The 12,785-nt window shown below is 42.4% G+C and carries 10 protein-coding genes; 1 reads left to right on the forward strand and 9 read right to left on the reverse strand.

All coding sequences use genetic code 11. The features are described 5' to 3' along the window. Nucleotides 1-2: 2 nt before the first annotated feature. The 9 genes from ABS301_RS07940 to ABS301_RS07980 form a co-directional block, all read right to left on the reverse strand. Nucleotides 3-1,589: a response regulator transcription factor gene (locus ABS301_RS07940; RefSeq protein WP_349671708.1), complete on the reverse strand. Its 1,587-nt coding sequence runs from the start codon at nucleotides 1,587-1,589 to the stop codon at nucleotides 3-5. Then, complete coding sequence (locus ABS301_RS07945; RefSeq protein WP_349671709.1) at nucleotides 1,564-3,078, reverse strand: sensor histidine kinase; 1,515 nt, start codon at nucleotides 3,076-3,078, stop codon at nucleotides 1,564-1,566. Before ABS301_RS07945 ends, ABS301_RS07940 begins: the two co-directional genes overlap by 26 nt. Continuing rightward, complete coding sequence (locus ABS301_RS07950) at nucleotides 3,068-4,108, reverse strand: substrate-binding domain-containing protein (RefSeq protein WP_349671710.1); 1,041 nt, start codon at nucleotides 4,106-4,108, stop codon at nucleotides 3,068-3,070. Before ABS301_RS07950 ends, ABS301_RS07945 begins: the two co-directional genes overlap by 11 nt. Before the next feature lie 327 nt (nucleotides 4,109-4,435). Further along, nucleotides 4,436-5,554, reverse strand: coding sequence for a glycoside hydrolase family 88/105 protein (locus tag ABS301_RS07955; RefSeq protein WP_349671711.1), 1,119 nt, complete (start codon nucleotides 5,552-5,554; stop codon nucleotides 4,436-4,438). An 86-nt stretch (nucleotides 5,555-5,640) separates the two neighbouring features. Further along, the gene (locus ABS301_RS07960) at nucleotides 5,641-6,774 is read right to left on the reverse strand and encodes a glycoside hydrolase family 88 protein (protein ID WP_349671712.1); all 1,134 of its coding nucleotides are present in this window, start codon (nucleotides 6,772-6,774) and stop codon (nucleotides 5,641-5,643) included. Then, the gene (locus ABS301_RS07965; protein WP_349671713.1) at nucleotides 6,758-8,500 is read right to left on the reverse strand and encodes a DUF2264 domain-containing protein; all 1,743 of its coding nucleotides are present in this window, start codon (nucleotides 8,498-8,500) and stop codon (nucleotides 6,758-6,760) included. Before ABS301_RS07965 ends, ABS301_RS07960 begins: the two co-directional genes overlap by 17 nt. Nucleotides 8,501-8,590: 90 nt before the next feature. Next, the gene (locus ABS301_RS07970; protein ID WP_349671714.1) at nucleotides 8,591-9,949 is read right to left on the reverse strand and encodes an ABC transporter substrate-binding protein; all 1,359 of its coding nucleotides are present in this window, start codon (nucleotides 9,947-9,949) and stop codon (nucleotides 8,591-8,593) included. 58 nt (nucleotides 9,950-10,007) lie between these two features. After that, complete coding sequence (locus tag ABS301_RS07975) at nucleotides 10,008-10,847, reverse strand: carbohydrate ABC transporter permease (protein WP_349668079.1); 840 nt, start codon at nucleotides 10,845-10,847, stop codon at nucleotides 10,008-10,010. After that, nucleotides 10,847-11,776, reverse strand: coding sequence for a carbohydrate ABC transporter permease (locus ABS301_RS07980; RefSeq protein WP_349671715.1), 930 nt, complete (start codon nucleotides 11,774-11,776; stop codon nucleotides 10,847-10,849). The genes ABS301_RS07975 and ABS301_RS07980 overlap by 1 nt, the downstream gene beginning before the upstream one ends. 240 nt (nucleotides 11,777-12,016) lie before the next feature. Here ABS301_RS07980 and ABS301_RS07985 point away from each other — a divergent pair, with 240 nt between their 5' ends. Beyond that, the gene (locus tag ABS301_RS07985) at nucleotides 12,017-12,745 is read left to right on the forward strand and encodes a response regulator transcription factor (RefSeq protein ID WP_349671716.1); all 729 of its coding nucleotides are present in this window, start codon (nucleotides 12,017-12,019) and stop codon (nucleotides 12,743-12,745) included. Nucleotides 12,746-12,785: the final 40 nt, after the last annotated feature.

Below are 12,785 nucleotides of genomic sequence, written 5' to 3' on the forward strand. Positions count from 1 at the left end.
CCTTACCTCTCCCTGTATTCGGTTGGTGTCATCCCTTCATATTTCTTAAAAATCCTGCTGAAATAATTGGGATCACTGTAGCCGGACATCACGCAGATCTCTTTGATGCTGTATCTGGGATCTTCCAGCAGCCTTCTGGCGTTTTTGATTCTGGTTCTGGTCACATATTCAATGAAATTTTCCCCTACCTCCTGTTTGAACAGCTTGCTGAAATAATAGGGGCTGATGTCTACCATTCGCGATACGTCGTCAAGAGAAATGTCCCTGGCGTAGTTCTCGTCGATATACCCCTTGACCCTTGATACCACATTTTCAAATTCCCGCTCCCTGGAGGTACTGATCTTATCGCAGATATCCCTGGTTTTACTTAGGAACCAGCGCCGTACCCCTTCTCCGTCAGCTGCTTCCTTCAATTCTGCCATATAGTTTTCCCGGTAACGAAATCCATAGCGGACATTCCCGGCTTCAAAGGCTCTCCGCTCCAGTCTCATCACCAGTTCCAGAACCTTGATTTCAATGTTGGATCTCATATCACCGTCATGCACCAGCATCCAGTCAAAAAATTCATTGGCACAGGATAACGCGCCCTCCCTGTCTGCTTTCATGCCTCTTTGGAGGTACTGGTTCTCCAGATCGAGAGGATATTCCCCATCGTATTCCGCCACTGCCGGAATATCGGTAATATGCACCACATGGCTGTCACTTTCTCTTAAGGATTTTAATGCCTCCGTATAGGAATGGCGGATTTCCGCCAGAGGTTTCACAGATCCGATTCCGCCTCTGCACTTAATGTCCATGCTGTTTTCCAGCTTATGAATCATGTTCCTGGTCCTTGTGATCACTTCCACCCGTTTTTCATACTGCATCTTTTCCTGATCAAAGGAAAGAAATAGAACCAGCCTGTTCCCCATGGCAGGGCCGATCACACATTCAAAATAGTCTTTAAGAATCTCCCGCACCATGCTGTAATATTTATTGACCTTCACCCCCACTCCGATGGCATTGGTCATGGTTCCCCCTTCCATGCTGTCTCCAAATTCCAAAACCACGAGGAAACCATAGGGCTTTCGGATATCAAGCATCTCTGGGTACCCGCTGTGAAGGGGGTCTGAATCTTCCTGAAGTATGGTGTAAATAAACCCGCTTTCGATCATGGGAACGACGATTTCCAGACGTTCTCTTATCTTTAAATCATCACTGATCTTCTGCCTTGCCTCCTCCACCTGATGCATGGCTTTCACGCAGACGTCCAGAATTTTCTTCTTATTTACCGGCTTCATAATAAATTCCATCACGCCAAGATTTACCGCTTCCTGGGCGTAAGAAAACTTATCAAAGGCTGTCATAATGATAAATACCATGGTTTGGTTGAATTTACGTATCTCCCGGATTGCCTGAATTCCGCTTAATCCAGGCATCTGAATGTCCACGAAAGCAATATCCGGGCGGAATTGACCCGCCTGTTCAATTACCGCTCTTCCTGTCTTTACGCAGACGATTTCGCACTCACTTTTGAAGTTTGATTCAATAATACTCCGTATGGATTCCAGCATAATCCCTTCATCATCTGCAACCAGTATCCGAAACATGTATCTCTTCCCCCTTTTTAGGAATCCGTAAAATTACTGAAGTCCCCTGATCCTCCCCTTCACTGACAATGGAAAACAGTTCCTTTTTATTATAATAAAGTTCCAGACGGGAAATCACATTGTAAATACCGATTCCGGTAGATGAGGTATCTTCCTGGATTTTTACCCCTTCCTGAATCCGCTTTAATTTTTCTTTCTCAATTCCCTTTCCATTATCATCAATGCGGATTTCTATGGCATCTTCCTGATTTTTCACAGAGAGACGGATATTTCCCGGCCAGCTGATATTGCGGATTCCGTGTGTTACTGCATTCTCTACCAGCGGCTGCAGGGTCATGCTGGGCATGGAATAGTCCAAAGCATCTTCCTCCAGGCTGGATTCATAGTGAATATCACCTGCAAACCGGACATTTAATATGTAAATATAGTTTTCAACCGTACCCACTTCTTCCCGAATGGTGGCATCTTCCGCACCTTTTTTTACATTGTACCGGAAGAAATCAGCCATCTTTTCCATGAATACCGAGGTTTTTTCTGCATCCTCCATCATCGCCAGCTGTACGCCTGCATTGAGAGAGTTAAACAGAAAATGAGGATTAATCTGGGACTGCAGATATCGTAAACGGGCTTCCTTTAGATGGTTTTCCATTAAAAGCTCCCGTTCCTTCATCTCCTGCTCTTTTTCAGCACTCTCTTTAATTTTATTCACATAATCGGCCAAACTGTCCACCATTTGATTAAATGTCTTGGTTACAATCCCCAGTTCGTCCCCCGAGCGGATATAAGGTACCTTTACATGAAAATTCCCCTGTCCAACCAGCTTTGCCGTATGAGCCAGACTGGTGAGCGGGGTAACAATGTCCCTGGTCATCATCATCATGACTGTGAGGCTGATAATCATAACAATGACCAGTATAACAGAGCTGATCACCTCTAAATACTGGAGCGCCGCCTGAAGGGTCTGATAGCTGGCGGAGTTGTTCTTAAACTGTCTGCTGTTGAGAACAGCAATATCGTGGTTTATGAACTGGTAAAGCTTTAAGGCGGATTCATAGGAACTTTTGTACTTTTCTACATTCTGCCCCCGCTTTGCCTGTACCGTTTCATCTGTAACCGCCAGATAGCTGTCAGACATATTCCGGATATTTTTCTCCAGAAGCTGAACGGGATTGTCCGTTACCATTACATTCAGTCCATCTAAAAGTTTTCTGTAATCCTGTTCTGCGCGGTAATAATCCGTTAAGGACTCGGAGTCCTTTACCTGTAAATATTTGTACATGAAGTTCTGCACATTGGTCAGCGCATCGGATAATTCGTTTAGATTCACATTGCTCATATAGACGGAATTCATCCGTTCCACCATCTGATTGATCTGAGCATAGATAAACAGATTGCTGGCAAAGAGGACCACTGCTGTTACCGCTATTTCCAGAAAAAGCTTTCTGGTAATGGGTAAATTCTCCCAGATTGAATTTGGCTTATTTTTCATGGGCTTTTCGCTCCTGCCTCTTGTATTCCGGAACCTGTTCCTCTGTAACAAACTGCAGATCCACACTGTAAAAGGAATTGGTACGCCCATCCTTTATGGACTCCGTCAGTGCCTGTACGCTGTATTTGCCCATCTGACTGGTATCAATGCAGAGAGTCATGGCCATAGTCCCCTTCTCTACCGCCTCTAACGCTGCTTTTGATTTATAATAGCCAATCACCTGGGTTTTTCCCACTCTGTTATAATCAATCACTGCCTGGTAAACCGCTTCCGTATCCACCTCATCCATGCATACAATCACATCCGGCGGTCCCTGTGCATTCTGAAAAAGGTTGCGCACAATCTCTTCTGATTCAAAGGCTCTTCCGGATGGAATTCTGATTTCTTCCACTTTAATTCTGTCTGCATTTTCTTTCGTAGTAACCATACGGTTATTAATCTGATTAAAGATCTGTGCCTGATTGCTGTCTATGGAATTATCGTGCAGCAGCATCATAACCCTGGTAATACCATCATGGTCAGGCAAAATTTTTAAGATCTGATTGCCGTATTCCTGCCCAAGCTGGTAGGAATTGATCCCTACGTAGCTTTTCCGCTCCGTGTTAGGGGCATCATTTAAAATGGTTACCACCGGAATCCCCTTCCTGGCTGCTTCATTGATCCGTTCTTCCAGCATCTGTTCTCCGGTAAATTCAAGTAAAATCCCATCCACTTTGGCAGCAATACTCATATCCATAAAATCCAGGGTGGAATACTCCGATGACTGGTTTTTCCCCTTCAGTTCCACAAATGCATCGTATTGTGCTGCTTCTTCTTTCACACTCTGGTATACGTCATTCCAGAACTGGGAATCTAAATTGTCAATGATCATCACGTAATGATACCGGTATGTAACCGTGTTTTCCGCATGCTCCACCCCGATCTTCTTGAGCACATATCCATAAAAAGAGGAGGTTAAGAGTGTAAGAAACACGATTCCGGATAACCCCGCAAGCATTAAAAAAAGCAGACCCTTTTTCCCGTTTTGCATAGACTCCCCTCCCTGTCATTCCACTGTTTTATTTCATTATACTAGAGAACATAGGAAAACAAAAGCAGGATAAATTTGCAATGGAGTAGCATTTTTTGTATAATGACAGTAGTGAAATGGAAAGGCGGGTTTGCCACATGTCTTCCTCCTGGAATAATGCATAATTATTTCCTGAAACTCACCTACTGAATTTCACAGGACGTACCAGTCTCCAGCCCCATCAAATACGAAAGATCACAAACATATAGCCAGCCTTAAACTGCTATACAAAAAAAGATAAGCCCGCAGAGTATCAAAAATCTCCTGAGCTTATCAATTATTTGCCATTTATAGATTAATCGCTTCACAAAGAGCTAATATGGTCAACGACTGTCCATAGGCCATAGGTGCTATAAGAATGTTCTTATAATGCTCTTTGTCACGCCCCATTCCTGTTCCTCCGGAAACATGAAGCACGGTTCCCTCCTTGTCGATGTTCTTTAGAATTCCCCGTATAGCAGCGTAAGCGCATTCCAAGTAAGTATCATCAAGAATCCCCATCTTGATGCCCTTTATAATGCCTGCTGCAATAGCAGCGGAACCTGACACCTCTTCATAGCTGTCCTTGTCGTCAAGAACCGTATGCCAAAGTCCGTTTTTGCTCTGAAGCTTAATAAGGGCCTGTACCTGAGACTTATATGTTTCTGTGACAAGCTGCCTGATTGGAGAATTCATGGTGCCTTTAAACATCTCCATATATTCCAGAATTCCAACGGTAAACCAGCTGTTGCCTCTGCACCAGAATACACCACCGAAATTATTTCTTTCATTAAAGGTCCAACCATGATGAAACAGTCCTGAACTCTTATCATATAAGTACTTGATGTGCATCAGCACCTGATAATAAGCCTCATCCTGCCAATCCTGCCGGTTGTATTTAAGTCCCATTTTGTTTAAGAATAATACGGTCATAAACAGAGTGTCGATCCACATCTCATTTTCATTCAGACGGACTCCAAGACGGTCTCCGTTTGCACTTGTAACGTGTTGGAAACCACCTTCCTCGGTTCTTGGAAGACATTTCATCAGCCAATTTGCCCAATCCAAACAAAGAGCTTCGAACTCCCAATCTTTCACTGATTCATTTAAATCAACAAGTGCTAAAAGGGGAGCCGTGGTGTTGATATTTCGTGACGGAAGACCTTGTTCCATATTCTCTTTAAACCAGTGGATAAGAAATTCTTTGTAATCTTCGTTCCCCTGAATTTTCTGAAGCTTCATAAGACCATAAAGTCCTATGCCCTGAGGCCAGTCCCATTCTTTTATACCAAAATCTCTCTTGAAATATCCAACAGCCTCACGGAAGTCTTCGATTCCCGTTTTTTCTTTGGTCTCATCAAGCTTTAACAGTTTATCTACCACTAGATTTAATTTTTCTCTAATATCATTCAGATCTGATTTCTGCATTTCTTTATTTCTCCAATTTTTATATTATACTAAAACAGGCTATAAGGAATTATTCCACGTTTCAATTTTGAAAATCAGCTTAAATTTTACCAGATCAAGAAATTCTTATTAAGCAGCCTTAATATGCCCTCTACTAAAAAATAGTCTCCGTAGATAATGGGAACATGGCGATCTGATTCTCTGTCATATCTGGCAGAACCGTAATTTAAAATAGAATCTGTCTCCGGATCCCACTGGCAAAATCGGCCTGTAACCGCCTTCAGGCAACGAATTGCTGACTTCACATATAAGTCTTTTTCCAATGGCTTTACATGTTCTGAAAGCTCCAAAAGACCGCATGCCCCACAAACTCCAGCTGTGGTATCATAATAAACCGGTTCCTCTGGAGCTCGGAAATCCAGCATGGGAACATAGTCATTTAGTGCCAGATTGGCGCAGAAATAATGTGCCACCCGTTTGGCTGCATCCAGATAAGCTTCATTCTTTGTGTACTTATAAGCCAGCGCCATTCCGTAAATACCCCAAGACTGCCCCCGACTCCAGGAGGAGCCGCTCTCATAACCCTGACCTCCCGGATTATTTAGATACTCTCCTGTAACAGGATTAAATTCTACCAGATGGTTACAGGATCCGTCCGGTCGGATAATGTACTTAAGGGACATTTCGGTATGATTTATGGCAATCTGCCTCAGCGCGCTGTCCCCTGACTGTTCAGAAGCCCAATAAAGAAGAGGCAGGTTCATCAGGCAGTCCACAATGGCTATGCCAGAACGTTCCCCATTCCACGCTTTAATATACCGTCCGTTTGGATTGTAGCGACCTGCGAGAATCCCTGCGGCGTGAAGTCCCCGGCTTTTGGACTCCTCTTCTCCGGTCAGACGATAATCCGCTACTGCCGTGTGAAGCCAGAGAAATCCTACATCATGATCCAGCTTTGGAAAGTTTTGAAATGCTCCATCAAGCCGTTTCTCAATTTCTCTTGCATTTACCAGATAGCACTTCTTCTTTGTTACATGATACATCTGCCACAAAATACCGGAGTAAAAACCATTGGTCCAGGCTGTCAGTTCCCGTACTCCCATATCATAATATTTGCCATTTTCCGGAACATAAGGCATTATTCCACCGAGACGCTTACATTCCGCCTCCAGCTTAGTCTCAATTTTCTTCCAGATCTCCTCTGCCCAAATAATATTTTCTTCATCAATTCTGTATCGCATAGCAGTTTCCTCCTCCGATCAACACAGTCTTATTTGTAAACTCTGTTTCAACAAGGGTTTCTATCTTTGTCTCCCCAGGGGTAACCGTAAAACGGATTGCCGGAATAAAGACGTTGGGGAATATGAGATTCATGTTCGGTAATGCAGCAATGATCGTTGGTTCTCCAACCGTTGACATCACCCGGCTAAATCCATTTTCATCAGATACCATAGCTTCCGTTCCATTTGTCGCTTTTTTAGTTTTATCCATACAGTTTGGGTAGGAAAAACCACAATCATAGGCAATGCAGGGAGTATTTTCAGGCAGGGTGCTGGTAATCACATGCCTTCGTCTATGTCCGCATCCTTCTGGGATCAGCCAAGTTTTAACCATAATCCCTTCCACAGGGCTCCACCTGGAATATACCTCCTGCTCTGAGACATGATACTCCTCACACGTTCTTCTAACATAATGCATTCCATGAATGTAAAAGGCAAGCATACTGTCTGTTCCTGATTGCTCAATAGAATGAAAAGAGCGGGATACGCAAAAGCCAAACTGGGATGAATAAGCGAACTTTGCATATTTTTCTGCTGCAAATGGATGCTCTAAGGTCGGATACTGCCCTGCTGTAAGAGCTACAACCTCATGTTCTCTGTGACTGATTAACATATCACATTCTTTTAGCGCCAAAGGAGACTTCAGCTTAGGAAGAGGCTCAGCCTCAGCACTCCAAAACGGGTGAGTTTCTTCCAGTGCTAAAAATACAAATGTTTTCAAAGCCCAGTAAGCAGAACCTGGTGAGTTATATGCTTCTGACATTAATAGATTAGGATAGGTATAGCCCACTGTAAGCACCCCACCATTATCAAAAACTGGCTGCCGCATCCAGTATTCCAAATGTCGTTCAATGATCCCCTTCATCACTCCCCATGAACCACACTCCACTCCGGCTAATGTACAGACGGAAAAAAATGCGGCTTCTGCAAAACGATAGGTCAGGGAACGGCCAAAGGGCAATGCTTTTCCCTCATCATCGAACCAGTAAATAAATGTCTTAGCGAATTCTACTGCCCTGTCCTTAAAAATTTTCGCATGTACAGGATCTTCTTTTTCCATAAATTTTGAATAGAGCAGACAGTAGAAGTGAATTCCGAAAGAAGTATAATAGTCCTTTTGAGGACGTCTGCCATCAGAATACCAGCCGTTTCCAATATAAAAGGATTCATACTTGTCCATGGCAATCTGTACCTGTTCTTTGCTCCACTTCTTTCCGATACTTTTTAATGCCAGGTTTGCAATGACCTTGAAAAACTGCCAGTTATTTTCAGCTAAAGAATACTCGTTGATCTGGTACAACCAGTTTGCCAGATTTTCCTTAGACCGTTCATTAAGAGGCGCCCACAATTGATCCGGTATCATTAATATCCCATAGCTAATGGCTGCCATTTCCACCATTTTCTGATCCTTATCATGGAGATCACCCCAGTATTCCTCTGAGTCAGGATCCGTACCGTTTGCAAGCCCCTTTTGATATAGGTCCAGCAGACTTTTATCAGTTCCACCTCCTGCCCAGTAGGAAGCCATTCCCCACAATACGCGAGAAAATCCTTCCATATCCCCAATCCTGTTTCCGTAACCAGCAGCAAAGGCTCCGAGCTTCAGCCCTGCACCGCCTGTACTGTAATGATCCTTCAGAGGATCAACCAGTTTCATAAGCATACTTTCATAATACTCTTTCTTCATCTTTCCTCCTGCATTGAACCGTAAATACGGGCAGAGGGTGTTACAAAATATATATTTTGCAACACCCTCACTCCTTTTCCTATAAATAAATTACTTCGCCTTTAATTGTCCTAATATCTCTTCATACTGCTCTAATAATTCCTTTGCAGCATCTTCCGGTGTAATATCACCGTAAATAACTTCCTGAATTAAATCCTTACGGACTACCTCAAGTTCTGTATTGCCGCTGATCATGTTATTGATATAAGGATCTTTTGCAACCAAATCAATAGCTTTTTTCTGCAGTTCATCAACAAAACCCTCTGCAATGAGAATATCTTCTGCCTGCTGGGTCGGGCAATATCCGACTTCTGTTTTCTGAATTTTAATGGCTTCAGGATCATTCATAAGGAAATTCAGGAACTTAGCGGCTTCATCCTTGTGAGCGGAATTGTCATTGATGGAAAAACCACGATCTCCGCCGTATACCACACCAGTGCTCTTTGCATTTTCCATTACTGGTGCTGAAATCACATCCAGAGGACTGTCTACAGAAGCGAGATATTTAGGAGCTGATCCAGTGTAATCCACGATCATACCAATTTTTTTATTGATCCACTTGGTATTTTGATCCATCTGGCCTGCAAAAGTTGCGGCATCACCAAATGGCTCCAGCGCATTTGACTGATAAAGATTTAAAATATTCTGGAATGCTTCTGTGGCATCTGCCTCTGTAAAATTAGGGGCATAGGTCTCTTCATCAATAACAGGCTTTCCAGTCTTCTGAACCAGATAAGGTTGTACAAACAGACGATTTAGCATATCTGCATCAGCCGTCATGAGATAAGCATCACTGTCTTTTTCATGAACCGCTTTTCCTAATTCAGCTATTTCATTCCAAGTATAACTCTTTGTAAGATCGATACCAAATTCCTTTGCAAAATCTGCATTTACGTAAACAACAGGGGAACCGCCTACCGTACATGGGAAAAGATTAGCTTCTCCATTATAGGTTCCTGAGATTTCAAGCAATTTGTCTTTTAAGGTGCTTAAATCAACGGGTAATGTGGAAAGATCTGCTAAGTAATGTTTTGCCCCCTGTATATCCGGCAACCATTCTTTATTAAGCTGAATGATGTCCGGTGCCGTATTACTGGAAAGAGTAGTCATGATTTTCTCATAATATCCGTCGTAACCCTGATACTCTGCTTCTATTTTTACATTGGGATTCTTTGCCTGATAAGCATCAATTGCATTTAATAATGCCCCATGCCGGTTGTCGCTTCCCCACCAGGAAAAGCGTAAGGTTACCGGCGCTCCATCTGCACCGGTTACTGATGTTTCCGCTGCACTCTGAGTTGTCTGTCTGGTTTCATCGGTTTTGCCTGCGCTCCCACACCCTATTAGAGTTATGGCTGCCATTGATACAGACATTAAAAGCGCTGCATGTTTCATAAACTGTTTTTTCATAGAAATACATCCTCCTTGAATTGAGGGGCAAACTGCCCCACCTGTCATTATATTATTTTTAGCCTTTGATACCTCCGGCTGTAATACCTTCAACGAAATATTTCTGTGCGAAGAAATATAAAAGAATGGGCGGAATCAATGATACGAAGGACATGGCCAACACCTGATTCCATGGTGTTGATGACCCCTGACTGTCAATAGACATCTTTAAGGCCAGGGATAAGGTATAGTTCTTTACACTGCTAATGTAAACAAGGTTATTGAAGTAATCATTCCATCTCCATAAGGTCTGGAAAATGATTACAGAAAATACCGACGGCTTTAAAAGAGGAGCCAGGATCTTAACATATACCACAAATGGATTACACCCATCCATGTAAGCAGATTCATCTAATTCTTTCGGAATTCCTCTCAGAAACTGAATCTGCATAAATATCAGGAATGGATAGCAGGCCAGGACTGCAGGTGCCCAGAAGGGAAGGTAGGTATCTATCCAGCCAAATTTATTAAATACCACGTATCTGGGAATCATGATGACAGCGTCTGGCAGCATCAATGTAGATATCATAAGTGCAAACAGGGTCTTCTTAAAAGGGAATTTAAATCTTCCAAACCCATAAGAAACAATTCCAGTTGATAGTGCAGTCAACAGAACCGTTGGCACTACCAGCTTAAACGTATTTAAGTAAAAGGTCAGATAGGTAAACTGACCACTTCCCTTCCAGCCATTTTTATAGGCAATGGATGAGAATTTTTCAGGAAGAAGACTCATCTTACCAAATAACTCCTGATTATCCTTAAAGGTGGCAAAAAACAGCCAGATTAAAGGATAAATCATTGCAATTCCCATAACAATTAAGATCACATATGCGATTAAATTATTTTTCTTCACTCTCATCAGTCCATTCCTCCATCATTATAAAATACCCATGCACTGGATGAGCGGAATACCAATATTGTAATTAAAAGTATAGCCACAAACAACACCCATGAGGACGCAGATGCATACCCCATCTTCAAATTTTGGAAAGCGTCCTCATAAATTTTCACTCCGATCAGATAGGTTCCGTGATTGGGACCGCCGCTTGTAATGATGAATGCTGATGTAAATTCCTGTAACGCATGGATAATCTGCATAATCAGGTTAAAGAACACGATTGGCGTAAGCATAGGAAGAGTGATGCTCCAAAACTTTGTCCATTTGTTGGCTCCGTCAACCTCAGCCGCCTCATAAAGTTCTGTTGGTACATTTTTCAATCCTGCAAGAAATAAAACCATGGAGGAACCAAACTGCCATACGACCAGTAAGCTGATGGTCACCAGTGCAATATCCGGATCTCCCAGCCAGTTCACGGAAGGAATACCGAATACTCCAATAAACTTATTGAACATTCCCTCTTTCATGAACATAAAGCGCCATAAAATAGAGATTGCTACGCTTCCGCCCATAATGGATGGAAGATAATAAACGGTACGGAACAGGTTGATGCACTTCAACTTCATATTCAGTATCATTGCCACAATCAAGGCCATAATAAGCTTCATTGGAACTGCCATCAGTGCATACTTAAAGGTCAATCCAAGTGACTTCATAAAGTATTTATCTTTTGTAAACAGTCTTTCATAGTTATCTAACCCGATCCACTTACCTTCGGACAAAATCGAAAAATCTGTAAATGAATAGTATAGAGACATAATTAACGGATATGCCTGAAGAATACAAAAACCAACTAACCAGGGCAGTATAAACAGAATTCCCCACCTCCAGTTTTTCGGATACTTCCTTTCACCGGGTACGGGCGGATTCTTAGTTGCTAGCGGTGACATACATTACTCCTCCTAACGCTTTTGATTAATAGGATTCTACCACATACTCCCTTATTCTGTGCCCCTGCCTTCGACACTTATTACTATCATTTTTGTCTATCTTTATTTTACAGCCATATCTTTATTTTAGTTGTTTTTTTTAAACACCTCAGATTCACCGCTCTCATTTGACGCAAAGAAGTCTGACATGCTATAATCTGATGATAATAAACTTTACCAATGTATTGTGGAGGTAAGACGATGTATGAGCTTTTAATTGTAGATGACGAAGCCAATTCCCGTAATATTCTCGCTTCGTGTTTTCCCTGGAATGATTCAGGTTTTTCTGTCTGCGCCCAAAAAGGAAACGGGAGAGAAGCTCTCGAGTATTTAAAAGAGCATACTGTCCATGTGGTTTTGACAGATATCAGTATGCCTGACATAGACGGAATCAGTCTTGCGAAGGCAATCTATGAGAGTCCCCACCCTCGGCCTACCATTGTATTTTTAAGTGCCTATGACAATTTTCAGTATGCCCAGAACGCCATTTGCTATGGGGTGCGCTACTATGTCTTAAAGCCTACAAATTTTTCTGAACTTAAGGGAATATTCGCTACTATAAAGAAGGAACTGGACAGCATATATCAGATTTCCGACCTCAATGAAACAGATTATGTCCCGGATGAAATCATTGACAAGGTCCTCTCCTATTGTACAAAGAACTACCGTGAAGGTTCCCTTTCTGATCTGGCGGAATCTCTGTATTTAAATTCCTCCTATCTTAGCCAGTTAATTAAACAAAAAACTGCTAAGACCTTTTCAGATTTATTAACTGAAAGCCGCATGAAACAGGCCGCCTTACTTCTAAAGGATCCTGATTCCAAAATTTATAATATAAGCAATACAATTGGATATGTAAATCCCAATAACTTCGCAAGAGCCTTTAAAGCTTACTGGGGCGTTACCCCCACAGAATACCGGAATCGTTGATGTGAACCCAATGCATATTGGATGCTTCTAAGGCTATCTG

It is taken from the genome of Lacrimispora sp. (assembly GCF_031982545.1).
In the GTDB taxonomy this organism is placed as follows: Bacteria; Bacillota; Clostridia; order Lachnospirales; family Lachnospiraceae; genus Lacrimispora.

Excerpts from the sequence above, each read along its gene's own strand:
- ABS301_RS07975 (WP_349668079.1), bottom strand. The coding sequence starts at position 10,847 with ATGAGAGTGAAGAAAAATAATTTAATCGCATATGTGATCTTAATTGTT.
- ABS301_RS07980 (WP_349671715.1), bottom strand. The coding sequence starts at position 11,776 with ATGTCACCGCTAGCAACTAAGAATCCGCCCGTACCCGGTGAAAGGAAG.
- ABS301_RS07950 (WP_349671710.1), bottom strand. The coding sequence starts at position 4,108 with ATGCAAAACGGGAAAAAGGGTCTGCTTTTTTTAATGCTTGCGGGGTTA.
- ABS301_RS07940 (WP_349671708.1), bottom strand. The coding sequence starts at position 1,589 with ATGTTTCGGATACTGGTTGCAGATGATGAAGGGATTATGCTGGAATCC.
- ABS301_RS07945 (WP_349671709.1), bottom strand. The coding sequence starts at position 3,078 with ATGAAAAATAAGCCAAATTCAATCTGGGAGAATTTACCCATTACCAGA.
- ABS301_RS07960 (WP_349671712.1), bottom strand. The coding sequence starts at position 6,774 with ATGCGATACAGAATTGATGAAGAAAATATTATTTGGGCAGAGGAGATC.
- ABS301_RS07985 (WP_349671716.1), top strand. The coding sequence starts at position 12,017 with ATGTATGAGCTTTTAATTGTAGATGACGAAGCCAATTCCCGTAATATT.
- ABS301_RS07970 (WP_349671714.1), bottom strand. The coding sequence starts at position 9,949 with ATGAAAAAACAGTTTATGAAACATGCAGCGCTTTTAATGTCTGTATCA.
- ABS301_RS07955 (WP_349671711.1), bottom strand. The coding sequence starts at position 5,554 with ATGCAGAAATCAGATCTGAATGATATTAGAGAAAAATTAAATCTAGTG.
- ABS301_RS07965 (WP_349671713.1), bottom strand. The coding sequence starts at position 8,500 with ATGAAGAAAGAGTATTATGAAAGTATGCTTATGAAACTGGTTGATCCT.